At 43.2% G+C, this 25,953-nt stretch carries 24 protein-coding genes; 12 read left to right on the top strand and 12 right to left on the bottom strand.

Annotated features, from left to right (window positions below; all coding sequences use genetic code 11):
- Nucleotides 1–22: 22 nt before the first annotated feature.
- The 10 genes from ubiE to hemB all read left to right on the top strand — a co-directional run bounded on the left by ubiE (nucleotide 23) and on the right by hemB (nucleotide 8,656).
- Entirely contained in the window at nucleotides 23–778 is a 756-nt protein-coding gene (gene ubiE / locus L3V38_RS18235; protein ID WP_237120265.1) for a bifunctional demethylmenaquinone methyltransferase/2-methoxy-6-polyprenyl-1,4-benzoquinol methylase UbiE, read from the top strand.
- Between the two features lie 11 nt (nucleotides 779–789).
- Complete coding sequence (locus L3V38_RS18230) at nucleotides 790–1,395, top strand: SCP2 sterol-binding domain-containing protein (protein ID WP_237120264.1); 606 nt, start codon at nucleotides 790–792, stop codon at nucleotides 1,393–1,395.
- Nucleotides 1,396–1,412: 17 nt separating this feature from the next.
- A complete protein-coding gene (gene ubiB / locus L3V38_RS18225) occupies nucleotides 1,413–3,014 on the top strand; it encodes a ubiquinone biosynthesis regulatory protein kinase UbiB (RefSeq protein WP_237120263.1) in 1,602 nt (533 codons plus the stop codon).
- Nucleotides 3,015–3,092: 78 nt separating this feature from the next.
- Complete coding sequence (tatA, locus tag L3V38_RS18220; protein WP_130150965.1) at nucleotides 3,093–3,332, top strand: Sec-independent protein translocase subunit TatA; 240 nt, start codon at nucleotides 3,093–3,095, stop codon at nucleotides 3,330–3,332.
- A gap of 5 nt (nucleotides 3,333–3,337) precedes the next feature.
- Complete coding sequence (tatB, locus tag L3V38_RS18215) at nucleotides 3,338–3,670, top strand: Sec-independent protein translocase protein TatB (RefSeq protein ID WP_237120262.1); 333 nt, start codon at nucleotides 3,338–3,340, stop codon at nucleotides 3,668–3,670.
- A gap of 50 nt (nucleotides 3,671–3,720) precedes the next feature.
- A complete protein-coding gene (tatC, locus tag L3V38_RS18210; RefSeq protein ID WP_237120261.1) occupies nucleotides 3,721–4,461 on the top strand; it encodes a twin-arginine translocase subunit TatC in 741 nt (246 codons plus the stop codon).
- A gap of 1 nt (nucleotide 4,462) precedes the next feature.
- On the top strand, nucleotides 4,463–4,999 hold the full coding sequence (locus L3V38_RS18205; RefSeq protein ID WP_237120259.1) for a hypothetical protein: 537 nt from the start codon (nucleotides 4,463–4,465) through the stop codon (nucleotides 4,997–4,999).
- Entirely contained in the window at nucleotides 4,999–5,781 is a 783-nt protein-coding gene (locus L3V38_RS18200; protein WP_237120258.1) for a TatD family hydrolase, read from the top strand. Before L3V38_RS18205 ends, L3V38_RS18200 begins: the two co-directional genes overlap by 1 nt.
- Before the next feature lies 1 nt (nucleotide 5,782).
- Nucleotides 5,783–7,630: a diguanylate cyclase gene (locus L3V38_RS18195; protein WP_237120256.1), complete on the top strand. Its 1,848-nt coding sequence runs from the start codon at nucleotides 5,783–5,785 to the stop codon at nucleotides 7,628–7,630.
- A 12-nt stretch (nucleotides 7,631–7,642) separates the two neighbouring features.
- Entirely contained in the window at nucleotides 7,643–8,656 is a 1,014-nt protein-coding gene (gene hemB / locus L3V38_RS18190; protein ID WP_062567514.1) for a porphobilinogen synthase, read from the top strand.
- 92 nt (nucleotides 8,657–8,748) lie between these two features.
- Here hemB and fusA read toward each other — a convergent pair whose 3' ends face one another.
- From fusA to L3V38_RS18130, 12 genes are all read right to left on the bottom strand, one after another.
- Complete coding sequence (gene fusA, locus L3V38_RS18185; protein ID WP_237120254.1) at nucleotides 8,749–10,836, bottom strand: elongation factor G; 2,088 nt, start codon at nucleotides 10,834–10,836, stop codon at nucleotides 8,749–8,751.
- Nucleotides 10,837–11,046: 210 nt separating this feature from the next.
- Nucleotides 11,047–11,775 carry a response regulator gene (locus L3V38_RS18180; RefSeq protein WP_130150957.1) on the bottom strand — a complete coding sequence of 243 codons (729 nt, stop codon included), beginning with the start codon at nucleotides 11,773–11,775 and terminating at the stop codon, nucleotides 11,047–11,049.
- Between the two features lie 37 nt (nucleotides 11,776–11,812).
- Nucleotides 11,813–13,435: a sensor histidine kinase gene (locus L3V38_RS18175; RefSeq protein WP_237120253.1), complete on the bottom strand. Its 1,623-nt coding sequence runs from the start codon at nucleotides 13,433–13,435 to the stop codon at nucleotides 11,813–11,815.
- A gap of 14 nt (nucleotides 13,436–13,449) precedes the next feature.
- Nucleotides 13,450–14,988: a tripartite tricarboxylate transporter permease gene (locus tag L3V38_RS18170; RefSeq protein ID WP_237120252.1), complete on the bottom strand. Its 1,539-nt coding sequence runs from the start codon at nucleotides 14,986–14,988 to the stop codon at nucleotides 13,450–13,452.
- Between the two features lie 3 nt (nucleotides 14,989–14,991).
- On the bottom strand, nucleotides 14,992–15,456 hold the full coding sequence (locus tag L3V38_RS18165; RefSeq protein WP_130150954.1) for a tripartite tricarboxylate transporter TctB family protein: 465 nt from the start codon (nucleotides 15,454–15,456) through the stop codon (nucleotides 14,992–14,994).
- 13 nt (nucleotides 15,457–15,469) lie between these two features.
- The gene (locus L3V38_RS18160; RefSeq protein ID WP_130150990.1) at nucleotides 15,470–16,435 is read right to left on the bottom strand and encodes a tripartite tricarboxylate transporter substrate-binding protein; all 966 of its coding nucleotides are present in this window, start codon (nucleotides 16,433–16,435) and stop codon (nucleotides 15,470–15,472) included.
- Between the two features lie 18 nt (nucleotides 16,436–16,453).
- The gene (locus tag L3V38_RS18155) at nucleotides 16,454–17,695 is read right to left on the bottom strand and encodes a porin (RefSeq protein ID WP_237120251.1); all 1,242 of its coding nucleotides are present in this window, start codon (nucleotides 17,693–17,695) and stop codon (nucleotides 16,454–16,456) included.
- A gap of 219 nt (nucleotides 17,696–17,914) precedes the next feature.
- Complete coding sequence (locus L3V38_RS18150) at nucleotides 17,915–18,574, bottom strand: CoA transferase subunit B (protein ID WP_237120250.1); 660 nt, start codon at nucleotides 18,572–18,574, stop codon at nucleotides 17,915–17,917.
- 11 nt (nucleotides 18,575–18,585) lie between these two features.
- Entirely contained in the window at nucleotides 18,586–19,293 is a 708-nt protein-coding gene (locus L3V38_RS18145; protein ID WP_119853699.1) for a CoA transferase subunit A, read from the bottom strand.
- A gap of 9 nt (nucleotides 19,294–19,302) precedes the next feature.
- Nucleotides 19,303–20,064 carry a 3-hydroxybutyrate dehydrogenase gene (locus L3V38_RS18140; RefSeq protein WP_237120249.1) on the bottom strand — a complete coding sequence of 254 codons (762 nt, stop codon included), beginning with the start codon at nucleotides 20,062–20,064 and terminating at the stop codon, nucleotides 19,303–19,305.
- A gap of 4 nt (nucleotides 20,065–20,068) precedes the next feature.
- Complete coding sequence (locus tag L3V38_RS18135) at nucleotides 20,069–21,256, bottom strand: homoserine O-acetyltransferase (protein ID WP_237120248.1); 1,188 nt, start codon at nucleotides 21,254–21,256, stop codon at nucleotides 20,069–20,071.
- Between the two features lie 9 nt (nucleotides 21,257–21,265).
- Nucleotides 21,266–22,567: a GntP family permease gene (locus L3V38_RS18130; RefSeq protein ID WP_054552324.1), complete on the bottom strand. Its 1,302-nt coding sequence runs from the start codon at nucleotides 22,565–22,567 to the stop codon at nucleotides 21,266–21,268.
- A gap of 295 nt (nucleotides 22,568–22,862) precedes the next feature.
- On the opposite strand from L3V38_RS18130, the gene L3V38_RS18125 reads away from it, so the two are divergent.
- Complete coding sequence (locus L3V38_RS18125) at nucleotides 22,863–25,154, top strand: TonB-dependent receptor (RefSeq protein ID WP_237120247.1); 2,292 nt, start codon at nucleotides 22,863–22,865, stop codon at nucleotides 25,152–25,154.
- 112 nt (nucleotides 25,155–25,266) lie between these two features.
- Nucleotides 25,267–25,923 (top strand): response regulator transcription factor, encoded by a 657-nt coding sequence (locus L3V38_RS18120; RefSeq protein WP_237120246.1) that lies wholly within the window; start codon nucleotides 25,267–25,269, stop codon nucleotides 25,921–25,923.
- Nucleotides 25,924–25,953 lie beyond the last annotated feature (30 nt).

The following is a 25,953-nucleotide window of genomic DNA, read 5'->3' as shown; positions in this document are numbered from 1 at the left end:
ATTGCCACGATAGAGATTAATCATGAACGAGAATCGAGAAAAGACCACGCATTTTGGCTATAAAACCGTTGCTGAAAACGATAAAGCATCCATGGTTGCAGATGTATTCCACTCAGTTGCAGCAAAATATGATGTAATGAATGATCTCATGTCGTTTGGTATTCATCGTTTATGGAAACGTCAAACCATAGCAAGCTCAGGTGTTCGCAAGGGTCATCGCGTATTAGACCTAGCCGGTGGCACAGGTGATTTAACAGCTAAATTCAGCCAGCTTGTTGGTGATACAGGACAAGTCGTTCTTGGTGATATTAACTCTTCAATGCTTAAAGTTGGCCGTGAAAAGCTAAGAAACCTAGGCCACGTTGGCAATATTGAATATGTGCAAATGAATGCCGAAGCACTGCCATTCCCTAACAATAGCTTTGATTTAATCACTATCGCATTCGGCCTGCGTAATGTGACCGATAAAGATAAAGCACTACGTTCAATGTATAGAATTCTTAAGCCTGGTGGCCGTTTATTAGTACTTGAGTTTTCAAAGCCTGAACAAGAAATTCTCAGCAAAGCTTACGACTTCTACTCGTTTAACATCCTACCTAAAATGGGCCAACTTGTTGCTAATGACAGCGAGTCATATCAATACCTTGCAGAATCTATTCGCATGCATCCAGATCAAGAAACACTCAAAGATATGATGGAAGACGCAGGCTTTGAACAAACGAGTTACCAAAACCTAACAGGTGGCATTGTCGCCCTGCACCGCGGCTTTAAATACTAAAAGGCATAATTATGTTAGCAAATGCTCTATTATCACTGGTAGAACGAGTTGTTAATCATGTCTTGCAGCTAGATACCTCTTTGAAAGATAGATTAGCTGCTATTGCCGATAAGCAATTGCTCATAGAGATCCGCGACTGGCAACAGCGCATTTTGTGCGTTTACAGCAACGAGCAAATCCATTTATACAGCACTGAGGAACTAAGTTTTGATTGTATGATCAGTGCTGATATAAATACACTTTTAGCACTCAAAAACCCCGCAATGCTAACTCAGCTAATTCGCCAAGATAAATTAGACTTACAGGGCGATTTAAATATAGCGCAAGGGTTCAGTAATGCGTTTGCAGAGCTTGATATTGATTGGCCAGAGCATTTCTCACGTTATATTGGTGACGCGCCTGCTCAACAACTATGGCTTTCATTACAAACGCTCAAAACACGTGGCGTGCAAATGAAAGGCAAACTTGAAAAAACACTCACAACGTTATGCCAAGATGAGCTAGCCGTTACAATCCACCCGCTTGAATTAGCAGAGTTTAAACAACAAAACCGTCAATTAAAAAGCCAAGTATCTCAACTGGAGATGCGAGTCAATGCGCTATTGAAATCATGCTAGTTTGCTAAGGATATTGTGTGTCTACTACACGTCTATATTTCATCACTAAAACATTACTTTGCTACGGCCTTGATGAGCTCATCCCACAAAAAAAAGTACCTTGGTTTGCCAAACTTGCCCGCGGTAGTTTATTTTGGTTGCGTAACCAACATAAAGATAAACCTGCAGGGATGCGTTTGCGTTTAGCCTTGCAAAAACTCGGACCTGTATGGATTAAATTTGGACAAATGCTTTCGACCCGTCGTGATTTACTCCCTCACGATGTCGCTCTAGAATTAGCGTTATTACAAGATCAAGTCGAACCTTTTGAAGGTGAGCTTGCTCAACAGCTGATTGAAAAAGCACTTGGCATTAACGATATTAGCGAATTATTTAGCGATTTCTCGCAAACACCACTGGCATCCGCTTCCATTGCACAAGTACATACTGCCACCTTAATTGATGAGCAAGGTGCACCACAAGATGTGGTGATCAAAGTGATCCGTCCTAACATCAAAGAGCAAATTGATGCCGACTTAATGCTCATGCAAAAAGTGGCGAGGCTGGTTGCCAAGCTACTAAAAGAAGCAAAACGCTTACGTCCAATCGAAGTCGTAAACGAATACAAAAAAACACTGCTTGATGAACTTGATTTAATGCGTGAAGGTGCAAATGCGATTCAGCTGCGCCGTAATTTCGAAGAATCTGATTCACTCTATATTCCTTTTGTTTACAGTGACTATAGCCGCAGTAATGTGCTGGTTATGGAGCGCATATATGGTATTCCTGTATCTGATACAGAGGCACTACTTGCACAAAATACCAATATGAAATTACTCGCTGAGCGAGGCGTTGAAGTATTTTTTACACAAGTGTTCCGTGACAGTTTTTTCCATGCAGATATGCACCCAGGTAATATTTTTGTCTCGCGAGAAAACCCGCACAATCCGCAGTATATTGGCATTGACTGCGGTATCGTGGGCACTTTAAACCGTGAAGATAAACGCTATCTTGCAGAAAACTTTATCGCCTTTTTTAACCGTGATTACCGCCAAGTTGCACAGCTGCATGTTGATTCAGGCTGGGTGCCCGCCGATACCTGTATTGAAGAATTTGAGTTTGCTATTCGCACTGTGTGTGAGCCTATTTTTAATAAACCACTGGCTGAAATTTCATTTGGCCATGTGTTGGTCAATTTGTTCAACACAGCTCGTCGCTTTAATATGCAGGTTCAACCACAATTAGTGTTACTGCAAAAAACCCTGTTGTATGTTGAGGGACTTGGTAGACAACTTTATCCTCAACTCGATTTGTGGAAAACCGCTAAACCATTTTTAGAAGACTGGGTCAAAGAGCAAGTGGGCCCGCTGGCTGTCATGAAAAAAATGTACGCAAACCTACCATTTTGGGCTGAAAAAATGCCTGAATTACCAGATTTAATCTATCAAAACTTAAAGCGTCATCAACAACCTGTACAGTTGCCGCCACAGCCCTCGTCAAAACCTTTACTTTTAAGTATTGTTGCGGGTAGTTGCTTTATTGTATCAGGCCTGTGTTATTTGCAGGATGACCTCATTGCTGCGGGTATCACAACAGCGCTTGCAGTTGTTGGTTTTGCTGCTGCATGGCGAAGCGCATAAACTAAGTGCTATTTATGTTTTGGCGAGTATAATCTAAACAAGTAAATTCATTAAATTTGACAATAATTGGAGTAACCCATGGGTTTTGGTGGTATCAGTATTTGGCAATTAGTCATCATTTTAGCAATCATCGTTTTGTTATTTGGCACAAAAAAATTACGTGGCATCGGCGGTGATTTAGGCAGTGCTGTTAAAGGCTTTAAAAAAGCAGTATCTGATGATGAACAAGCAAATTCAAAAAGTGAAAAAATAGAGCAAGCGTCTAATACGCAAAACAAAGAAACCACAGAGAAAAGCAAAGACGACCATAAGGTTTAATCAGCATGGGGATGTGGGAACTCGTTGTTGTAATGATAGTAGGTCTAATTGTTTTAGGGCCTGAGCGTTTGCCTGTGGCGATTCGTACGGTAAACCGCTGGATAAAAACACTAAAGTCAGTGGCTAACTCAGTCAAAGCTGAAGTGAATGAAGAGCTTCGTATCCATGAACTTCATGAAGACTTAAAAAAAGCAGAGCAACAAAACCTACAGGAGCTTTCTCCTGAATTGAAAAGCTCAGTGGACGAGCTTCAAAAAGCAGCCCAATCAGTAACTCATAGTTACAAGAAACGTACATCCGAACAAGTAGAAACGAAGAATAATGATGAAAAAAAGTGAATTTAATTTCTGCTTTTATGGTCAATGATAATGAAGATGAATAATAAACTATGACCGAGCAAGCTCACACAGGCTTTGTTGGCCACTTAATTGAGTTACGAAATCGACTCATGAAAGCGTTGTTAAGCATTTTGCTAATATTTATCGGCTTGGTGTATTTTGCCAATGATATTTATAGCTTTGTTGCAGCGCCATTAATCGCAAATTTGCCTAGCACAGCCACCATGATCGCAACGGATGTAACAGCACCGTTTTTTGCTCCGTTTAAACTCACTTTATTTGTCGCCTTGTTTGCTGCTATTCCAATGATATTGCATCAAGTTTGGAGTTTTATAGCACCGGGCTTATATCAACATGAAAAGCGTATGCTCATGCCTATTCTAGCATCTAGCATTTTGCTGTTTTATAGTGGTATCGCATTTTGCTACTTTGTGGTGTTGCCTATTATTTTAGGATTTTTCACTAGCACGGGCCCTGATATGATGACATTAGCGCCTGACATTAGTAGCTATTTAGGCTTTGCTTTAAAACTGTTTTTTGCATTCGGCATTGCGTTTGAAATACCTGTGGCTATTATGCTGTTATGTTGGAGTGGCGCAACAACAACAAAAAGTTTAAAAGAAAAACGACCTTATATTGTGGTAGGTGTATTCGTGGTTGCCATGTTCTTAACACCGCCTGACGTACTGTCACAAACATTACTAGCATTACCTATGCTGCTATTATTCGAACTAGGCTTAATTTTGGCTGCTTTTTACACTGCCAAGCCTCAACAGGAATCAGAGGAATAAAATGAAAAAACAACTCATTCCCATCGTTGCACTATTAACGATTACTGGCACTGCGCACGCTAACGAAGTAAATATCCAAGCACTTCAAGCCTGTACTTTTGTTGAGAATGATTTTAATCGTTTACTTTGCTACGACAACATCATGGCAGGTAAATCACTGACAAAGCCCGCAGCCAGCAAACAGCTAGAAAAACCTGCCGCAACCAGCTCTTCTGCTACGGATACTAAAGCGGTTGTAGCGGCAGCACCTACTCAACAACCTATCCAAGCGAAAAATGACAACTTTGGTTTAGAGCACAAAGAGGTCACAAAAGAGAACGATGACGAAATCAGCGCGGTTGTTAAAAGTGTTGAACAGGCTGCTTATGGTGAACTCATTATTGAGCTTGATAACGGTCAGCAATGGCGTCAAGTAGGTTCTGATCGTATGCGCTTAAAAGCAAATGACACAGTGATAATTGAACGTGGTGTTTTCAACTCTTTCTTATTGAAAATCAAAGGCCAAAATCGCTCTATTCGCGTAAAACGTACCAACTAATGACTATTGAGCTTGTTGATGCTGGCGTCAACTTAAGCAATCATCAATTTGATGAGCATCATGATGAAGTGTTACAACGTGCAGCTCAAGTCGGAGTAAAACAGATGCTATTGATTGGCTGCGATATACAGAGCAGTCAAGCATCATTACAACTTGCAAAACGCCACTCCCTGCTGTGCACCTCAGGTATTCATCCCCATGATGCAAAAACGGCTGATACATCTTTAGAACAGCAGCTGACCTTACTAGCAAGTCACCCAGAAGTCGTTGCTATTGGCGAGTGTGGACTCGATTATAACCGTGACTTTTCACCACGCGATGTGCAACGTGCCGTATTAAGAAGACAACTCGCTCTTGCTGAAACACTTAATATGCCTGTCTATTTACACGAGCGCGATGCGAACAACGATATGCTCGCAATACTCAATGAGTATAGTGTAAAAGGAGTGCTTCACTGCTTTACGGGTGATAAGTTTGCGCTACAAAGTTACCTAGAGAAAGGTCTTTATATAGGCGTTACTGGCTGGGTGTGTGATGAGCGTAGAGGAGAGCAATTACAGTCATTAATACCAAGCATACCACTAGAGCGTTTATTAATTGAAACAGACGCGCCTTTTTTACTTCCAAGAACAATAAAACCGAAACCAAAATCGCGTCGTAATGAACCCAGTTATTTAACCTATATTTGTCAGCAAATTGCTGATTTAAAAGGCTGCGAATTTACTGAGGTGGCAAAACAAACTACACTCAACTTTCAGCAATTATTTTCCGTTAGGGGATAAAATGACACGCCTATGGTCACTGTGTAGCGTACTCTTTGTTGTTTTATTTAGTCCCTATTTAGTGGCTAATCCTATTAATGTTGGCATTGATTTCAAGTCTCAGCAGCTTTTAAATGTTGAGTACACCCTTGCGCCTAGCACTGAACAACAGATTCTTAATAACAATCAAATAGAGTGGCTAGACAGTGATGGAACATCCCTTAATTTGGGCATGAATTTAACCCCTGTCTGGGTAAAACTCGCAATAAATAATACTTCCCTTACAGATATACCCGTTATTTTATCTATTGATAACCCCCTCTTAGATGAAGTTAACGTACTTCATACTCAAGGCAGTAAAACTATTTTTTTCACAAAGATAGGCGATGCATTACCGCTTGCTAATCGGCAAATAAAGAGTGAATCTTTGCTAGTGTCGCTCACACTCCCCAAAGCAAGCCATACTACGGTCTATTTACAAGTAAAGAATGATGCAGGACTACGTATCCCTTTAAGTTTATGGTCACCAAACGAGTATCTAAAACATAAAACGAAGTTTAACTTACTCTATGGTTTGCTGGTTGGTTTTGTCTTGTCGCTTGCAATAACAAACTTTGTTTTATATGGTTTTTCTAGACGACATTATTTTGCTTATACAGGCATATTGCTCACTTTGCTTTGGCTTACACTCGCTTACCTATACGGCTATGGCTATCGCTACTTACAGCCTGATGGCATATCATTCCAGCAACTCGCCATTCCTAGTTTACTGTTTATAAGTAGCGCTTTATTTGCACCGCTGCAACAAACTATTTTTGGTCCAGCTAAGCGCCGGCTTATACATGGGTTAGGGTATACAATAGTACTACTCAGCCTGTTTTCGTGGTTTGTACCCGTTCATATTGCTCTGTCGTTATGTTTATTGAGTTTACCCATTTTTCTTAGCTTAATTGCTGCCGTGTCAGTTAAACACTATAACTATCATTACAAGCAGCCTTCTATAGCTTACTTAATTGCAATCAGCGCTTTTTTCTGTGCCATTATTTACAGCGCCTTAGGTGTATTTAATCCCTTTGATTTAAACATTGGCGTGTTATCGCTCACTTTTGTGTGCTTTTTAATATGTAGCCTTAGCTTGAGTTACGCCGTGATAAAAATGTTTTTAATGCAGCGAGACGCTGAAGTAAGTGCACAGCAAAATGCCCTTGCAGAAAGTAAAGCGCAAGACACCCTCATGCGTGAGCGTTTAGCGATACAAGAGCAAGCGAGGCAAGACTTAGAAAGCAACATTGAAGAACGTACATTTGAGCTGCAAGTAACATTAAGAGAGCTTGAAGAGAAAAACCGAGCCCTCGAACAGCTCAATATGGAAGATGCATTAACAAAAACAAAAAACCGTCGTTACTTTGATAAAAAGCTATTGATGGATATACGTCGCTCGAGACGCGAGCAAACCCCCTTAAGTATTATAATGTTCGATATTGATCACTTTAAAGCGATTAATGACAACTATGGACATTTAACAGGGGATCAAACAATTCAGGCTGCTGCAAATATTATAAAAACCCACTTAAAACGTCCTCTTGATGATGTAGCAAGATATGGCGGGGAAGAATTTGTTGTACTGTTGCCCAACACCCCTCATCGAGGCGCATTAGAAATTGCCGAGCAAATACGCAAAGCTGCTCAGAACACTGATATAATAGTCGCCGGAACAACGATTAAATTTACATTAAGTGCAGGCGTTTACAGCGCGATTGCTGAAGATATAAATAACCCAAATTTATTCACTGACTATGCCGATAAAGCCCTTTATCATGCCAAGCAATCAGGCCGAAATCGTGTAGTTAGTTATCCTCTACCAGACTAGGAGCATTAAAGAATGGCCCAATCAGGACTCGACCTCTTCCCTTATACCCGCATGCGCCGTATGCGCCGTGATGATTTCTCTCGTCGCCTAATGGCTGAAAACCAACTTACTGTCAATGACCTTATTTTCCCTGTGTTTGTATTAGAGGGTAAAAACCGTCGTGAAGCGGTTGAATCGATGCCTGGTGTTGATCGTCTCTCAATTGACCTATTACTAGAGGAAGCCAAAGAACTAGTGGACCTAGGTATTCCAGCGGTTGCTATTTTCCCTGTAACCCCAAGTGATAAAAAATCTCTGCTAGCTGAAGAAGCTTACAACCCTGATGCACTTGCGCAACGAACGGTACGCGCATTAAAAGAAGCATTCCCAGAGCTCGGCGTTATCACCGATGCTGCGCTTGACCCTTTCACGGTGCATGGACAAGACGGTATTATTGATGAAAATGGCTATGTCATTAATGACGTCACGACTGAGATTTTAGTAAAACAAGCCTTATCTCACGCCGAAGCAGGTGCTGATGTAGTTGCCCCATCAGACATGATGGATGGTCGTATTGGTGCGATTCGTGAAGCACTCGAAGCTGAAGGTCATATCCACACACGTATTATGGCTTACTCTGCGAAATACGCTTCAAGCTACTATGGCCCATTCCGTGACGCTGTTGGTTCTGCAGGGAACCTAAAAGGTGCAGATAAGAAAACATATCAAATGGACCCTGCCAACTCAGACGAAGCAATTCGCGAAGTTGCACTGGACCTTCAAGAAGGTGCAGATATGGTTATGGTAAAACCAGGTATGCCATATTTAGACGTGGTTCGCCGCGTTAAAGATGAATTCGGTGTTCCGACATTTGCTTATCAAGTTAGTGGTGAATATGCGATGCATAAAGCGGCTATCGACAACGGCTGGCTTGCAGAAGAGGCAATCATCATGGAATCGTTACTTGCATTTAAACGAGCAGGTGCAGACGGTATTTTGACTTACTTTGCTAAGCAAGCAGCAACATGGTTAAAGAACAACCAGTAAGATATTTAACCAAGCTGCGATTAGCGTCTGCAGCCTAAAAACAAAAAACCCGCAACGAGTGCGGGTTTTTTTATAAAGGTCAAAAGGCTAAATTATTTAGCAGCTTTTTTCTCTTTTTCTGCAGCGATTACAGTTTCAGCTACGTTCTGTGGACATGGTGCGTAGTGTGCGAACTCCATAGAGAACTGACCACGACCAGACGTGATAGTACGTAAGTGGCCGATATAACCGAACATTTCTGAAAGTGGTACTTCACCCTTGATACGAACGCCCATTGCGCCTGCTTCTTGGTCTTTGATCATACCACGACGACGGTTAAGGTCACCGATTACGTCACCTACGTTGTCTTCCGGAGTGAATACGTCAACTTTCATGATTGGCTCAAGAAGTTGTGCACCCGCTTTAGGGATAGACTGACGGAACGCGCCTTTAGCAGCGATTTCGAACGCGATTGCTGATGAGTCAACTGCGTGGAAAGCACCGTCGAAAAGCTCAACTTCAACGTCTAATACAGGGAAGCCAGCTAGAACACCTTCTTCCATCATAGACTTGAAGCCTTTCTCAACTGCAGGCCAGAATTCCTTAGGAACGTTACCACCAACAACTGAAGATGTGAATGTGAAACCTGAGTTAGGCTCACCTGGCTTGATGCGGTAATCAATCTTACCGAATTGACCAGAACCACCAGATTGTTTCTTATGCGTGTAGCTATCTTCGATTTCTTTCGTGATAGTTTCACGGTAAGCAACCTGAGGTTGACCAACAACTAGCTCAACACCGTAAGTACGCTTAAGGATATCTACTTTGATATCTAAGTGAAGCTCACCCATACCTTTAAGGATGGTTTCGCCTGAATCTTCATCTGTTTCAACTTGGAATGAAGGATCTTCTGCAACCATCTTACCGATCGCAATACCCATCTTCTCGTTACCACCTTTATCTTTAGGTGCAACAGCGATTGAGATTACTGGATCAGGGAAGATCATCGCTTCAAGTGTACATTCGTGCTTAGGATCACAAAGAGTGTGACCAGTTTGAACGTTCTTCATACCAACAACAGCGATGATGTCGCCTGCTTGCGCTTCAGAGATCTCGTTGCGGTCGTCAGCTTGCATCTCAACCATACGGCCGATACGCTCTGTTTTACCTGTTGCTGAGTTAAGTACTGTGTCACCTTTTTTCATGCGACCAGCGTAGATACGGATGAACGTAAGTGCACCGAAACGGTCGTCCATGATTTTGAACGCAAGCGCTTTAAGTGGCTCATCAGCAGAAACTGTAGCAACTTCACCAGTAGGCTCACCTGTTTCTGGATCAGTTAGAGGCTGTGGATCAACTTCTGTAGGCGAAGGTAGGTAATCTACAACAGCATCAAGTACTAATTGCATACCTTTGTTTTTGAATGCAGAACCACAGAACGTTGGGAAGAACGCAAGGTCACGAGTACCTTTACGAATACAACGTTTGATGTCTTCTAAAGAAGGCTCTTCACCTTCCATGTAAGCCATCATTAGGTCTTCGTCTTGCTCAACAGCAGACTCAACAAGCATTTCATGGTATTCATCAACTTTGTCTACCATGTCAGCTGGAACGTCTTGTACTTCGTAGTTTTCAGGAAGACCAGTGTCATCCCAAACGTATGCTTTTTTCTCAAGTACGTCTACAACACCGCAGAATTGGTCTTCGATACCGATTGGTAAAGTCATAACTAGTGGGTTAGCACCAAGTACTTTCTCAACTTGACCTACAACGCGGTAGAAGTCAGCACCCATACGGTCTAGTTTGTTTACGAAGATTACACGTGCAACTTCTGATTCGTTCGCATAACGCCAGTTAGTTTCTGACTGCGGCTCAACACCACCAGAACCACAGAATACACCGATACCACCGTCTAGTACTTTAAGTGAACGGTATACTTCTACTGTGAAGTCAACGTGTCCCGGAGTATCGATAACGTTTAAGCGGTGGCCTTTCCACTCACAAGTTACAGCTGCTGATTGGATTGTAATACCACGCTCAGCTTCTTGTTCCATGAAGTCAGTAGTAGACTCACCGTCGTGTACCTCACCAGTCTTATGAATTTTACCCGTAAGCTTAAGGATACGCTCAGTGGTGGTAGTTTTACCCGCGTCAACGTGGGCGAAAATACCAATATTTCTGTACTTCGATAAATCTGCCATTATTTTACTCTTAATAAAGTCGAAAAATTATTCGGCGGGAGTATAGCATTACTTAAAGCGAACATCACCATCGAAGTCGCTTAAAATGCAATCAATTTTATAAAATTTTTCTATGCTAAAGATAAGTGGGACTTTTTAAAGTATCTTGAAATGATTTTACGCTGTAAAAATCACATAAAATCAGCGAAAACACTAATAAAATGCCGCCATCTAGCCAGTAAGCATTTTATAACAACGTTCAGGTCTACCAATACTGCCATAGCTTTGATCGGCACTGACTTTTTCCGCTTCCAGTAAATATTCAAGGTATCGACGAGCCGTTGAGCGGCTTACCCCAACTAAATCACCCATCTGCTGGGCAGTAAAATCCGTTCCTAGGTTCGCTTCAAATGCTTTTAAAATTTTTTGCAAAGTAAGCTGATCGACACCTTTAGGTAATCTAACAGGCGCTTTTTGCTGCTCTTGTGAGCCAAAGAGGGTATCAACCATAGATTGCGTGACTTCATTTGCATCTGACAAACATTGCTGCCTTGCCTCAAAGCGCGCTAAAGCTTGATCTAAACGATTAAGCATAAGTGGTTTAACTAAAAAATCGCATGCACCAAGTTGCATGGCTTTTTCCAATGTTTCGACTTCTTTTGCCGCAGTTAACAGCATCACTTCACTTTTTAGCTCATTACGACGTAACTCATTTAACAGCTCAAGACCATTACCATCAGGAAGGTGAATATCAAGCAGAATTAAATCTGCATCAACCGCCTGCAATAATGCTTTAGCTGTCGTTAAATTACCAGCAATACCAACCACTTGATATTGTCCTTGGCGCAAAGTTTGACGCGTTCCTTGTTGACCTGCAATACCATGAGGGAGCAATAAGTATTGCGCTAACAGCTGTGCAACCTCGACTTCATCTTCAACTATGACAACCGAATAAGTCATCTTCTTTACCTTTTATATTATAGGCTGATCATTTTTATTATTTTGGAATGTAGACACTTAAGCGTGCCCCCATCAGATCAGACTCACCTATTTCTAAACTACCACGACACGAATCTAAGTTGGTTTTAACTAAATAAAGACCTATGCCATGCTCAGCCCCTGACTTAGAACTGTATTGTGGTGTAAATATCACATCCTTGTCATCGCCTAAACCAAAACCGCTGTCTTCAACATCAAACAACAAGGTTTTACTGGTTTCATCAACCGTAACACGAACCTTAGGGGTACGTGTATCGCTAGCTCGAATAGCGGCTTCAATTGCGTTATCAATCAAATTGCCGAGTATAGAGACAACCCGTTCCAGCATATCCTTACGGGTGATCGATCCTAATAAGCTATCTGGGTTAAGCTCAAGTACTACGTTTAGTTCACGGGCTTTATGGTATTTACCGACCAGTAACCCAGCAAGTACCGGATCTTGGATCCTTTCGAGTAAATGATGGATCTGCGCTTGTGAGCCTTTGCTTTCTTGTCCTATTAACTCAATAGCTTGATCCGTTTGCCCCATTTGAATTAACGCACCAATTAAGTTTAGCTTGTTTGAGTAATCATGCGTTTGCACCCGCAATAACTCTGCAAAGGCTTGCACTTTGGTTAATTGCTGCGATAAATATTCAAGCTCATCAGCAGGGCGCATACTCAACAAAATACCATCAGCCTGACCTTGCACCTGTAGTGCATATCGCGACAACACAATGCGTTTATCGGCAGCAAATAATTCAAAGCCAACAATCGGGCGCTGCTGGTTATGCATTAAAAACTCGGTATGTTCAGGAAGTAAGTCTTCAAGCTTTAATGGTTGATGGATACAGCTAGTCGGTTTGCCAAGAATTTCGCAGGCTCGTTGGTTTAAGTTACGCACATTACCTTCTGGATCAAGGGCGATAATACCGCTACGAACGGTATTCAAAATAGCATCTTGCTCAGAAAAGAGCCGTGCTATTTCATCTGGCTGCAAACCAAAAATAGCATTACGAACCCGTTGACCAATATACACCGCAGCCAAAATGCTCAACCCCACTAACAATAAGCCCCAAAGCATGATTTCGGCGCTTCGAGCACGAATTAGTGGCTCAATCGATTGCACCAAAAACCCCACTGAAACAAGCCCTATTATCTCATCTGATTCAGAATAGACTGGCACTTTTCCGCGAATTGACTCACCCAAGCTGCCTTTCGCAATAGACACATAGCGCTCACCTCTTAGTGCAGCTTGGCTATCACCCCCAACCATGTGCTTACCCAGCTTATTAGCATCAGGATGAACAATACGTGTTGTTTGGCTATCGCCAATAACGATAAAACTTGCTTCCGTTAATTCACGAATTTGCTCTATTTCAATATTAAGCTTTGCGTGGTCTTTTTGTGTTAGTAACGCTTTTTGTACATCATCTCGCGATGCAATGCTCGTTGCTAACGCCAGTGCCTTGTCACCCATGTGACTATGTAGACTCTGCGCTGTGATCTGATACACCAAAGCGCCAAACAACACAGCTTGTAAAACACATAGACCAGTAACCCAAATAATGAGTCGTGTTTCTAAGCGCTTTGGCTTTTTAACCATATGCTGAAATGGGTTTAGCTTATTGGTGTATCTCATCTTATCGCCTTGTGCTACGCATGCTGCTGTGCTTGCGTGGCTGCTTTTTCTTTACGACGTTGGACAATATAATCTTTCAATGGGAACAACAACACTAAGATTGAAATTACGAAAATACTGAGTGTTAATGGGCGGTCCCATAAAAAGCTCAGCGAGCCATCTGAAATCATCATCGCACGACGGAAATTTCGCTCAATCATATCGCCAAGTATAAAGCCAAGTAACAAAGGTGCCATCGGGAAAGCTAGCAACCTAAGTACTAATGCCACCAACGCAAAGCCCACCATCATAAATAAATCAAAGGTATTAAACGACACTAAATACACGCCAATTAAGCTAAAGAACAAAATCATCACGGTAAGCACCGATTTAGGCATAGCCAGCACTTTAGCAAAATATGGGATCAACGGCAGGTTCAGAATAAGCAGTACGATATTGCCAAAATACATACTGACAATGACTGCCCAAAACACGCTTGGGTTTTCTTGCATTAACATAGGACCTGGTTGAATACCGTAGGCGATTAAGGCGCCTAACATAATCGCTGTCGTGCCAGAGCCAGGAATACCTAACGTAAGTAGCGGTACAAATGAGCCGGTACAGGCTGCATTATTAGCCGATTCAGGGGCTGCTAAGCCACGCATCGAGCCCTTACCAAATTTATCTTTCAGTGCCTTTGGAGCAAGGTTACGTTCAGTGGCGTAGGCCATAAAGCTGGCAATCGTCGCCCCTGCCCCAGGTAAAACACCGACAATAAAACCAAGTAAAGATGAGCGGCCAACCACAGGAGCCATGTCTTTTACTTCTTCTTTGGTTAGTTTTGTTGAACCAATTTTTGGCGTATTAGGATCATCCAATTTTTTATCTGGTTCAGCCTCAGGGCGCGCCACATTAATCAGTGCCTCAGCCAACGCAAACGTCGCCATTGCCACTAATAAAAAGCTAATGCCATCTAATAAATCGGCTTGGCCAAAGGTAAAACGTTCAGTACCCGAAGACGGATCAATCCCTACCGTTGCAAGCATTAAACCAAATACCGTCATCATCATAGCTTTTAAAAATTGCCCTTTATTAGAGAATGCGGCAATGGCCGTTAAGCCTAAAAACATTAGTACAACATAATCAGGTGATTGGAAACTTAATGATACTTTCGCTAATAATGGCGCAGCCACCATCAGTAAAATGGCGCCAATGGTCCCGCCAATAAAGGACGCATAGGCTGCAATAGCCAGAGCTTTACCTGCCTTACCTTGTTTTGCTAGCGGGTAACCATCAAACGATGACGCTACCGTCCCCGCAACCCCAGGCGCATTAATCAAAATAGAAGACGTAGAGCCACCAAATATAGCGCCGTAGTAAACACCGGCCATTAAAATCATGCCCGAATCAGCACCAATGCTGTAAGTGATCGGGATCATCAATGCAATCGCAGTAATTGGGCCAAGTCCAGGTAGCATACCGATGAAGGTGCCAACAAAGCAGCCAACAATCACATATAACAAGTTGTTCCAGTCGAGTACGGTCGACAAACCTAACATAATTCCATCAAGCATAACTTAACTCCACAGGTTGCCAGGTACTAAGTAAATGCCCAGTACTTGTGTCATTAAAAACCAAAAAACCACGGCCACAGGCACAGAGGCAAACAACAACACCGTTTTACGGCGTTCGCCCATAATAAAAAAGCCAGCAATTAAAAAGGCACTGGTGGCAATTAAAAAACCAAACGGCTCGAGCATGGCGCTATAGGCAACCATTAACACTAACAGTGCAAAGGTACGTAGTAAGTTGCCCTTACTGAGTAGCTCTGCTTTTTCTGCTGGTGCTTGCTTTAATAAATTGGCACCAATTGATAGTACACACACCACAATACCGAATACGGCATACACTTTAGGTAAGGTTGCAGAAGTAACGCTTTCGTACTCTTCAAATGGCATGAGTGGAATTTGCCAAGCCACAAGGGCGTAAAGGGTAAAGAGGACCAAGAATAAACTTGGTCCAATTAGTTCACGGTTTAACATTAAAAAGTCCCAACTAACCTAGTCTACGAATAAAACCAAGCTCTTCCATGACCACTTTTAGCTGTGCTTCCTGCTGCTCAAGCGCCTTAATAAACGCTTCTTTCTCTTGAAACAGGTTTAACCAACCATTACGCGCACGAACCGCTTCCCACTCAGGTGTTGCTTGTAATTTACGCAACTTTTCTGTGTACTGGGCTAGTTTGTCTGCTGGTAAATCTGGGGTTGCAAAAAAGCCGCGCCAGTTTACGAATTCCATGTCGTAACCTAGCGACTTTAAGGTTGGAATTTCAGGATAATCAGGTAAAGCATCTGCTGAAGTCACTGCTAAAATACGCGCTTGACCGCCATTGGCGACTTCGAGTGCTTCACTTAAGCCCGTTGAAAGTAAGTTGACCTCACCCGACAACAAGCCTGCTTTCGCTTTACCACCCGCATCGTATGGAATGTAACGTAATCGACGACCATCAATACCCGCCGCCTTCACAGCTTGTGCTGCCACTAAGTGATCCATACTGCCGCGCGCTGAACCTCCCGCCACTTTTACAGAGCCTGGATCTTTTTTCATGGCATCAATAACGTCTTGCCATGTTTTATAAGGCGAATCATTACGTACAACAAACGCGCCGTAATCAGCAATCATGCTGGCAACTGGCGTTAAATCACGATAGCTGTAAGGAATTTTGCCTGATAATGCGCGCAGAACGATAGGCGTTGAGTTCACCATCAACATATCGCCTTTTTTAGTGCCCGACTCAATCAAATAAGCAATCGCACGGCCACCGCCGCCACCCGACATATTTTGAAACGACGCATTATCTTCAATCCCCGCTTTTACCATGGCTTCACCCACACCGCGAGCTGTGGTATCCCAACCGCCACCTGGACCACCTGGTACTAAAAAGTGTAAGTCAGCTAACGCCAACGGGCTGGTTACTAATAACGAGGCTGCTAATAAAGAGCTCTTAATTGATTTAAACATAGTCATAATGCACGACTCCTAAAATAAGTACTGCATACGAGCGCTGATGCCCATACCTGAATCTTCATCACCTACCAGCGAAGAAGCGCCTGCACCATCAACATCGCTGTAAATCAGGTTGCCCATAAACTTAATATCGCTGCTTAGGTAATATGATGTGCCTAACGTATAAGTAGTTACGTCTGTGCCTTGGTCTTTACTGCTGGCATTCATTTGTGAAACACGGGCAACCAGCTCCCATGCGTCTTTAATCCCTTTTGGCTGAACAAATAACGCAGAGCCCGCTTTGTAATTGCGCTGCTGACCACCTAAGAAGTAACTGGCAGAAACATGAAAACCATCAAAGCGCTCACCATCTAATACATTGCTACTATCCACCGTATCGAGGTAACGGCTGGCATATTCAGCCTCTAGCGTGAATGCATTCGCTTGGTAGGCAAATTCAAGGCCTGTTTGCGACATACTATCTAGCGCTGCCGTTTCACCGCCTACCGCGTAATCCACTAAGCGCACATTGGTTTCACGCACTTCACCGCGGGCAAAACGAGCGCTTAAATCATTACCGCCCATATCGCGATAAGAGTGCCAAGCACCTAAATGAATCACATCACCAGGCGCCGCACTTGACCACGTTAAGCGACCTGTTACAGCCAATGTCAGTTTGTCGTCTTCGTCATGGCCTGATGCACCAAACGCATCATTTTTGTAAACACCTACGGCATAACGTAAGCCTGAGTCCTTAAAGTATTGATAAGCTGAAATCCCCCAACGGAAGAAAGGTGAGAAGGTATTAGCAAGGGTGCTGCGCTCAATGGTGTTAATGTGCTTAGAGCTGGTTAGCGCATTGAGCGACATATCTTCACGAATTTTACCGGCTTTTACTTTTAAGCCGTTGTCGAATGCATAACGAACACGGGCTAAAACAATTTCAGCCGTGCCTTCTGCAAATTCGAGTAATAGTTTGTGATCCCAGTTACCATGTTCACTTTCAACATAAGTACGGATACGTCGAGGAAAGAAGTCGCTGCCTCCAGCGCCATCATTGTCGGCATTATAAGCGCCGTCGAAATAGTTGTAATCAAGTTGTACGCGACCACCAAATTCTAGGTTAAAGCCGCTAGATGTTTTTAATGAGTCCACTTCTTTTTGAAGTGCATCGAGTTGTTGCTGTAGTTGTTCAGTGTCGCTTTGTGCGAATGCTGATGTACTTGCTAACGCCGCTGCAACGGCTAAAGCGAGCTGTGTGTTACTTGCTTTCATGAATTACTCCACACCAGATTATAATTATTTGTTGTCGTTGATCGGCCGACTGCAAATGGCGATCTGGTTTGGAGCTTAGTGTTAACGATAGATTAACGAAATGTTTAGGAGGTAAGTTGCATTGATGATAATAAATGGCTTTTTGCTCATAAAATTCATGAACAAAAAGCACATTACTAGGGTTTAGTATAAAATTCAGTCAAATTAGGAGCTTAATTGCTAACTAAAGGTCATTTCAGGTACATCTTCAGAGACAATAAGCTTACCTTGTGTCTTGGCTATAATCTCATCGACTGAGACTCCTGGGGCACGCTCTAATAAATGAAATGCACCGTCTTTAATTTCTAACAATGCCAAATCGGTGATCACTTTATTGATACAACCAACCCCAGTTAACGGCAAACTACATTCGGTCAGCAGTTTTGATTCGCCATGCTTGTTGGCATGGGTCATAGTACAAATAATGTTTTTAGCACCGGCCACTAAATCCATTGCTCCGCCCATCCCTTTAACCAACTTTTTCGGGATCATCCAACTGGCAATGTTGCCGTTTTGATCTACTTCAAACGCACCCAGCACGGTTAAATCAACATGCCCACCTCGGATCATGGCAAAGCTTTCTGCAGAGCTAAAAATAGCTGCCCCCGTTGCAGCGGTGACCGTTTCTTTGCCTGCGTTGATCATATCGGCATCAACTTGGTCCGCACTTGGGTATGGCCCCATACCGAGTAAACCATTTTCAGATTGCAGCATCACTTCGATGCCATCAGGGACATAATTAGCGACCAAGGTTGGAATTCCTATACCCAAGTTAACGTAGTAACCATCCTGTAGCTCCATCGCCACGCGTTTAGCGATTTGTTCTCGTGATAATGCCATCAGCGTGCTCCTTATTGATTCTCTTGCTTAGTGGTAACTTTCTCGATGCGTTTTTCAAATTCACCTTTAATTACCCGGTCAATATAGATACCCGGCGTGTGAATTTGGCTTGGTTCTAGCTCCCCTGGCTCAACAATTTCTTCAACTTCAAGAACCGTAATTTTGCCTGCGGTTGCTGCCATTGGGTTAAAGTTCATTGCCGTATGACGATAAATGCAGTTACCATAACGATCTGCTTTCCACGCTTTAACTATCGCAAAGTCGCCAGTAATGCTTGGCTCCAATAAATAGTCACGACCATTAATATTGCGGGTTTCTTTACCGTCAGCCACCGGAGTACCCACGCCAGTTGCGGTATAAAATGCAGGAATGCCCGCGCCGCCAGCTCGCATTTTTTCAGCTAAGGTGCCTTGCGGTGTGAGCTCAACTTCTAGTTCACCATTTAATAGCTGCTGCTCAAATAGCGCGTTTTCACCTACGTAAGAGGCAACCATCTTGCTGATTTGCTTATCTTCAAGCAGCACACCTAAACCAAAACCATCAACACCACAGTTATTCGATACCACGGTTAAACCACGGGTGCCTTGATGTTTAATTTGCGCAATCAGTCCTTCAGGAATACCGCATAAACCAAAACCACCGGCTATCACTGTCATGCCATCTTCAAGGCCAGCCATCGCTTCGCTATAACTTGTAACTACTTTATCAAAACCTGCCATTGGCTCCTCCTATTGTGCAGTCCAACCGCCATCAATGGCGATTGCTTGGGCGGTAATATTGCGTGCTGCATCGGCCATTAAAAAACTAACGGTATGCAGGATCTCATCTAAGCCGATAAATGCTTTTTTCGGCATCGGTGCTAGCATAATTGTGTCGATCACTTGTTGCTCAGAAATGCCATGTTCTTTGGCTTGCGAGGCAATTTGTTGCTCAACAAGCGGCGTTTTTACATACGCTGGGCACACGGTATTAATGGTGATATTGGCATCATTAGTTTCAAGTGCCATGGTTTTAGCAAAGCCGATTAAGCCATGTTTTGCAGCGATATAAGCCGACTTATATTTAGACGCCACCATGGCATGGATTGAACCAATATTAATGATGCGACCAAAATCTTGCTCACGCATGCGAGGGAGTACCGCCTTGGTCATCATCGCCGGGCCAACGAGCATAACTTGCTGTAAGAACTGCCATTTATCAGCCGGGAAATCTTCAAGCTTTGCAACGTGCTGAATACCTGCATTATTAATAAGCACATCAATTGGCTGATTAAGCTCAGTGAAAAACTGCTCTATTGCATCACTATCAGCCACATTAAGTGCATACCCTTCGGCGCTGCCGCCTTGTTCAACAATGCCTGCTGCCGCTTGTTGTGCTGCTTGCTGATTTAAATCAGTCACAATAATAGTGTGACCTTGCATCGCCAGTTGCTGTGCAACATAGAGACCAATACCACTGGCTGCACCGGTAATTAAAACTGTTTTGCTCATCGGGTTACTCCTCTAAAAACTCACTGATAAGCTGCGCTTTCGGGGCAATTGAGAAAAGACCATCAAGGTGTCCCCAGCCCCCTTCAATTTCTGAAATCTCAACGTCTTTACCTGCCGCTTTCATGGTGTCAAACACAGTACGCATGTTTTCAGGACGAAGCAGTAAGTCGTTCGTTGCAGGTAGCAATAATGTTTTGGCAGAGACATTTTTAAGTGCCGTTGTTAAATCGCTTTGCATGCCAGCGGTAAATAGTTGTGATGCCCGTACCAAATAAAGTACATGGTTTGCATCTTGCGTTTTAGCTCGTGCCATTGCCCGCTCAGCTAATACTTGGTTTAGCTTAGGCAAGGTACGAATATCTTTTAACGCACCTTCATCCAAAACGTTAAAGTCAGGGAAGCTCGCGTTATAAATAATGGGATGCATCGCATCTTGGGTAATATTAAGCATGGTTGCCGCTAAACCATCTAGCGGGCGCTCTTTGCCGTAGTAATTACCTTGCTGCCAGTTTTTATCTAGACGAATTGGTAACGCCCATTTTTCAAGTGCAGCGACTGTCCATGCATCCATCGTTGCAGCACCAATCACATGAATTAAGCGCTCTACTTTATCTGGGTAACGTGTTGCCCACTCAAGTGCTTGAAACGACCCCATTGATGCGCCCATCACAGCATGTAATTTAGTGATACCTAGGCTGTCGAGTAAACGCTTTTGCACATTCACAAAGTCAGTAATCGTGACCACAGGAAAATCTAAACCGTAAGGTTTGCCTGTTTTTGGATTAATTGACGCAGGGCCTGTGGTGATTACATTTTCATCATGCCAGTTGGCATTCACTAAGGTATCTGAGCTAATCACATAATATTTATTCGTATCGATAGCTTTACCTGGGCCGATAATCGCATCCCAATAACCCGGTAGGGCGTCATCCGCTTTATATTTACCTGCGGCATGAGACGTACCAGAGAAGTAATGAGTGATTAAAATCACATTATCTTTATTGGCGTTTAGTTTTCCATAGCTTTCCCAGCCAATATCCACTTGCTCTAAGGTCACACCAGACACAGTGGTAAAATCTTTTGTTGTAAAATGCTGTTTTTCCACCAGCATGGTGTCGGCTTTGTTTGCAGCGCCAAACGCAGTGCTACTAAATACAACCAGCCATAGCAAAATTATTAATTTGGTTTTCATTGCTGTTCCTTAAAAGAAAATAAAGAGTCCAAGTGCCAATGCGACACCGATAAGCGGAATAACCGCAGTCAGAGCTGCCATTGACCAATACGCTCGTTGATGCGTTTCTTTACAGATAGCGCGTATCGTTGTAACCACATAACCATTATGTGGCAAGGTATCGAGTGCTCCAGAACTAATCGCCACCACACGGTGTAGTTGTTCTGGATTCACACCCATATCTAAATACCCAGGTGCGACAAGCGGTAATGCAATGGCTTGCCCGCCAGAAGCAGAGCCTGTTAAGCCGGCAATCACACTCACCGCAACCGCAGCACCAACCAGCTCATTGCCCGGCATATGGGTCATCACATCGACAGCGGCGGTAAATGCTGGTGACACTTTCGCCACAGCGCCAAAACCAACCACGGCAGCGGTATTACCGATTGCCACTAAAGCACCGGTTGTACCCACATTAATAGCATTACCCATATCGTGAAAATGCTTAAAGTTGATAATCACAATACTCAATACACCACCAAGTAAAGCGACAATCAGCGCTGTTTGCTGCAGTACATCATGTAACGTAAATGATAAAAGTAGCACCACGATTAGCGGGATCACACCCGTGATTGGATGCGGACGACGACGCTCAATAATGACAGGATCATCATCACGCGCTTCAAAGGTTTCGCCGTTAGCAACGGCCTTTTTGATCATCTTGTTTAACCAAAAATAACCTGCTGTCGCCATGAAAATAGCCACCACTAAGCTGACTTCCCATGCCGCATAGGGTGACGTACCAAGGTGTTTAACCGGGATCCAATTTTGAATTTCTGGCGAGCCTGCCGAAGTCATGGTAAAGGTTACCGAACCAAATGCCAGTGTTGCTGGAATAAAGCGGCGCGGTAAGTTTGCATCTTTAAACAGACTTAATGCCATTGGATAAACAGAAAACGCAACGATAAAGACGCTCACGCCACCATAGGTTAAAACAGCACAGGCAATCACCACCGCAAGAACGGCGTGCTTCATACCTAATTTCCCCACAATGTAGCTTGCAACACTGTCTGCAGCACCGGTGTCTTCCATAAACTTACCGAATAACGAACCCAGTAAGAACATAAAGAACCACGCACTTAAGAAGCCTGCAAAGCCATCCATATAGGCGTTAATAAAGTTTGTATCTGCCGATACAGGGAAAATGGCCATGCCACTACTAAGTGCAACTAACAGTGCACAGATTGGCGCAGCGATAAATAAATTTACCCCACGCAGCGTTAAAATGATCAGCAGTATTAAACCGCCTAACAGTCCTATCATGCTCAGCATAGACATTCCTATAATTATTGTTATTACACAGATGAGGTGACATCGGAATAATGCTTTCAGTCTTACCCTAAGCGCTCAAAAAATACATAACACTAAGGTACTATCTGCTTTAAAAATAGCTTAATTGCTTGATAAATAAAGGGCTGTGGCGGGTATAGCACTATGGTACTAATTCAATTTCTGCAACTATCTTCTACATTAACTGACAGGTGACACGGGCAAATCTTATTCAGTCTTCGGCAACATCAATGTGAGTGGCCATAAGACTAATGACAACAATAACAAGGAATACAACATGATAAAGCTTAACCCAAAAGTCGCGCCACTTACTCTGGCTGTATCACTTTCTTTGGCAGGTGTCAGTGCTCAAGCGGCAGAACAAGCCGAACCTGCAGCAAAAAAAGGTGAACTTGAACGTATTCAGGTAACAGCACGTAAAACTGTTGAAAATCTGCAAGAAGTGCCTGTTGCTGTCACTTCAATTGGTGCTGAAGAACTGGCAGAAAATGGCATTGTCGTCATGACCGAAGTTCAGCAGTTTTCACCCAATACCACCTTGCAAGCTAGTCGTGGTACTAACTCTACCATTACTGCGTTTATTCGTGGTGTAGGTCAACAAGATCCTCTTTGGGGTTATGAACCAGGCGTAGGTATTTATATTGATGATGTCTACCTTGCTCGTCCACAAGGTGCCGTGCTTGATCTACTTGATGTGCAACAAATCGAAGTATTACGCGGCCCACAAGGAACACTTTACGGTAAAAATACCATAGGTGGCGCAATTAAATACGTCACCAAAGAAATGAGCGGTGATGCCACGTTAAATGTACAGGGGACTGTGGGCAGCTATAACCAGAAAGATTTAAAGATTACCGGCCAATTACCGATTGTTGACGAAAAACTTTACGTGGGCTTTGGGTTTGCAACGCTTAACCGTGATGGCTTTGGTGAGTTTTTAACATCGGCTCTTGATAACCAAGACCGCGAAAACTACAACAAAGACGTGACCGCAGCACGTGTAACACTCGAATACACACCGACTGATGACTTATTCTTTCGCTTAGCGTGGGATAAAACAGAAGACAAATCAAACGCAAAAGGTGGCTACCGTTTACTACCAAGCCTACTAACCGATGCGCCAGTTCCAGACAGCGTGTATGACTCATACACCAGCTTACCAACATGGAACAAAGTTGAACTTGAAGGCTACAGCCTGACTGCTCGTTGGGATATGACTGACTACACCAGCATTAAATATGTCGGTTCAAGCCGTGAGAGCTACTCACCAACCAACATCGACTTTGATAATACTTCAATTCAAATTTTCGATGTTCCTGCAATTTACGATGATGAGCAAACCACTCATGAATTACAGCTAAACCATCAAGGCGATAACTACAAACTGGTTTCGGGTCTTTATTACTATGACGGTGAATCATGTGGTCAATTCCAAGCTATCTTGAAAGTATTAGGTCAGGCATTAGGTGGCCCAAGCTTAACCCGTGAAACCGGTGGCTGTAGTAACTCAACAAGTAAGGCGGCTTACATCCAAGGTAGTTATGACTTTAACGAACAATGGTCAATGACATTGGGTGCGCGTTACACCAAAGACAAAAAAGAGGCGAATGTTTATAACGGTTTAATTTTTGATACTGTTTATCCAGAATCAGATTGGATCCCAGGTTACACTCGCCCAGAAGGCCAACTTGTACCGACGGTACTCGATGATGAGGAAGAATGGTCACGCTTCACACCGCGTGCAGGTGTTGAATACCAGTATTCAAACGACATAATGTTCTTTGCAAGTTACGCGCAAGGCTTTAAGTCAGGTACGTTCAACCCTCGGGCAAGCACAGCAGAGCCCGCTGCAAAACCAGAAATTGTTGATTCATTCGAAATCGGCATGAAGAGTGAGTGGAACAATAACTTACGTGCAAACGTCACCTTATTCTCACTCGACCATAAAGATCGTCAATATATTTCTGTGTTACCCGGTGAAACAGATGCAGATCTAAACCAACGCTTAGGTAATATTGGTGAGTCAACATCTGATGGTATTGAGCTTGAGCTTAACTATGTAGCATCTGAATCGCTCAGCTTTGATGCATCAATAGGTTATATTGACAGTAACTTCGATAACGTGATTGATTACGACCCAGTGACTGGTGAGCAGTTTGATAAATCAGATCGCTTTACTGTATCAAACACACCTGATTTAACCTTTAATCTGGGTGCAACGTACCGCATGTACACAGAAATGGGTGACTTTGTTGTCAATGGTAACTACTACCACAGAGGCGACTACGCACTATTCGAAGAAGATAGCCTATTAACGCAAGATGCTTACGGTATCTTTAATATGGGTATTACTTGGTACAGCACAGATGGTCACTGGACTGCGGGTCTTTACGGTAAAAACTTAACGGATGAAGAGTACATGATTGGTGGTTACCAGTTCGTGGCACCTGATCCAACAGACCCAACAGATACCAGCAAATACACCCCAGGTTTAGGTGGTGATAATACGCTAATTGGTTACTACGGCGACCCTCGCACTGTAGCCTTCACTGTTGGTTACCGTTTCTAAAATAGAATCTAGATCCTTGTGTGAGAAAGGTTTGTCTGACACTTCCCCTCAGGCAAACCTTGTTTCAAAAGGCAAAATCACTTATAACATAACGCATTGGAGAATCGAGGGAATGTCTTTAGCTGTGAACACCATAATCGCCGATGATCACCCGTTATTTAGAAGTGCGCTGCGTCAAGCTGCCGCGACATCTGTGCCAGAAGAACATATTAAAGAAACCAGTGACATTGAGGGTTTGTTTACACTGTTAAGCGCTCACCCTGAGATTGAACTGATATTTTTAGACCTTACGATCCCAGGTGCAAATGGCCTACAAGCCCTCTCGCAACTGCGCAACCACTACCCAGATATCTTAGTCATCATGGTCTCTGCCAATGAGACACCAGCTATAATCAAACAAGCTATGAGTCTTGGCGCTGCTGGTTATATTCCGAAGTCATCTTCTTTAGATGTCATCAGTGAAGCAATTAGCCATGTACTCAATGGCGATACGTGGTTACCACCTGAAGTAGATTTAACCGATGTAGTGATCAACGACGAACAAAGCGAATTTGCTCGTAACCTTGAAAAACTAACTCCGCAGCAATACCGCGTACTTGCAATGATTGCCGACGGTTTATTGAATAAACAAATCGCCTTTGAAATGTCGATTCAAGAAACCACAATCAAACAACATGTGTCAGCGATTTTACGCAAACTCAATGTCTATAACCGCACCCAAGCGGGCATTTTGTTTAATCAGCTTTCGCAGGTTGGCAAAATCGAGTAGCTTTTTATATAGCTCTATCACTTAACAAAT

Source organism: Pseudoalteromonas sp. L1, assembly GCF_021728095.1.
Lineage (GTDB): Bacteria > Pseudomonadota > Gammaproteobacteria > Enterobacterales > Alteromonadaceae > Pseudoalteromonas.
This window is presented reverse-complemented; position numbering and strand designations above follow the sequence as displayed.

What these genes read in the sequence shown, in the direction of transcription:
- ubiE (WP_237120265.1), top strand. Translation starts at nt 23, where the DNA reads ATGAACGAGAATCGAGAAAAGACCACGCATTTTGGCTATAAAACCGTT.
- L3V38_RS18230 (WP_237120264.1), top strand. Translation starts at nt 790, where the DNA reads ATGTTAGCAAATGCTCTATTATCACTGGTAGAACGAGTTGTTAATCAT.
- tatA (WP_130150965.1), top strand. Translation starts at nt 3,093, where the DNA reads ATGGGTTTTGGTGGTATCAGTATTTGGCAATTAGTCATCATTTTAGCA.
- tatB (WP_237120262.1), top strand. Translation starts at nt 3,338, where the DNA reads ATGGGGATGTGGGAACTCGTTGTTGTAATGATAGTAGGTCTAATTGTT.
- tatC (WP_237120261.1), top strand. Translation starts at nt 3,721, where the DNA reads ATGACCGAGCAAGCTCACACAGGCTTTGTTGGCCACTTAATTGAGTTA.
- L3V38_RS18205 (WP_237120259.1), top strand. Translation starts at nt 4,463, where the DNA reads ATGAAAAAACAACTCATTCCCATCGTTGCACTATTAACGATTACTGGC.
- L3V38_RS18200 (WP_237120258.1), top strand. Translation starts at nt 4,999, where the DNA reads ATGACTATTGAGCTTGTTGATGCTGGCGTCAACTTAAGCAATCATCAA.
- L3V38_RS18195 (WP_237120256.1), top strand. Translation starts at nt 5,783, where the DNA reads ATGACACGCCTATGGTCACTGTGTAGCGTACTCTTTGTTGTTTTATTT.
- hemB (WP_062567514.1), top strand. Translation starts at nt 7,643, where the DNA reads ATGGCCCAATCAGGACTCGACCTCTTCCCTTATACCCGCATGCGCCGT.
- fusA (WP_237120254.1), bottom strand. Translation starts at nt 10,836, where the DNA reads ATGGCAGATTTATCGAAGTACAGAAATATTGGTATTTTCGCCCACGTT.
- L3V38_RS18180 (WP_130150957.1), bottom strand. Translation starts at nt 11,775, where the DNA reads ATGACTTATTCGGTTGTCATAGTTGAAGATGAAGTCGAGGTTGCACAG.
- L3V38_RS18175 (WP_237120253.1), bottom strand. Translation starts at nt 13,435, where the DNA reads ATGAGATACACCAATAAGCTAAACCCATTTCAGCATATGGTTAAAAAG.
- L3V38_RS18170 (WP_237120252.1), bottom strand. Translation starts at nt 14,988, where the DNA reads ATGCTTGATGGAATTATGTTAGGTTTGTCGACCGTACTCGACTGGAAC.
- L3V38_RS18165 (WP_130150954.1), bottom strand. Translation starts at nt 15,456, where the DNA reads ATGTTAAACCGTGAACTAATTGGACCAAGTTTATTCTTGGTCCTCTTT.
- L3V38_RS18160 (WP_130150990.1), bottom strand. Translation starts at nt 16,435, where the DNA reads ATGTTTAAATCAATTAAGAGCTCTTTATTAGCAGCCTCGTTATTAGTA.
- L3V38_RS18155 (WP_237120251.1), bottom strand. Translation starts at nt 17,695, where the DNA reads ATGAAAGCAAGTAACACACAGCTCGCTTTAGCCGTTGCAGCGGCGTTA.
- L3V38_RS18150 (WP_237120250.1), bottom strand. Translation starts at nt 18,574, where the DNA reads ATGGCATTATCACGAGAACAAATCGCTAAACGCGTGGCGATGGAGCTA.
- L3V38_RS18145 (WP_119853699.1), bottom strand. Translation starts at nt 19,293, where the DNA reads ATGGCAGGTTTTGATAAAGTAGTTACAAGTTATAGCGAAGCGATGGCT.
- L3V38_RS18140 (WP_237120249.1), bottom strand. Translation starts at nt 20,064, where the DNA reads ATGAGCAAAACAGTTTTAATTACCGGTGCAGCCAGTGGTATTGGTCTC.
- L3V38_RS18135 (WP_237120248.1), bottom strand. Translation starts at nt 21,256, where the DNA reads ATGAAAACCAAATTAATAATTTTGCTATGGCTGGTTGTATTTAGTAGC.
- L3V38_RS18130 (WP_054552324.1), bottom strand. Translation starts at nt 22,567, where the DNA reads ATGCTGAGCATGATAGGACTGTTAGGCGGTTTAATACTGCTGATCATT.
- L3V38_RS18125 (WP_237120247.1), top strand. Translation starts at nt 22,863, where the DNA reads ATGATAAAGCTTAACCCAAAAGTCGCGCCACTTACTCTGGCTGTATCA.
- L3V38_RS18120 (WP_237120246.1), top strand. Translation starts at nt 25,267, where the DNA reads ATGTCTTTAGCTGTGAACACCATAATCGCCGATGATCACCCGTTATTT.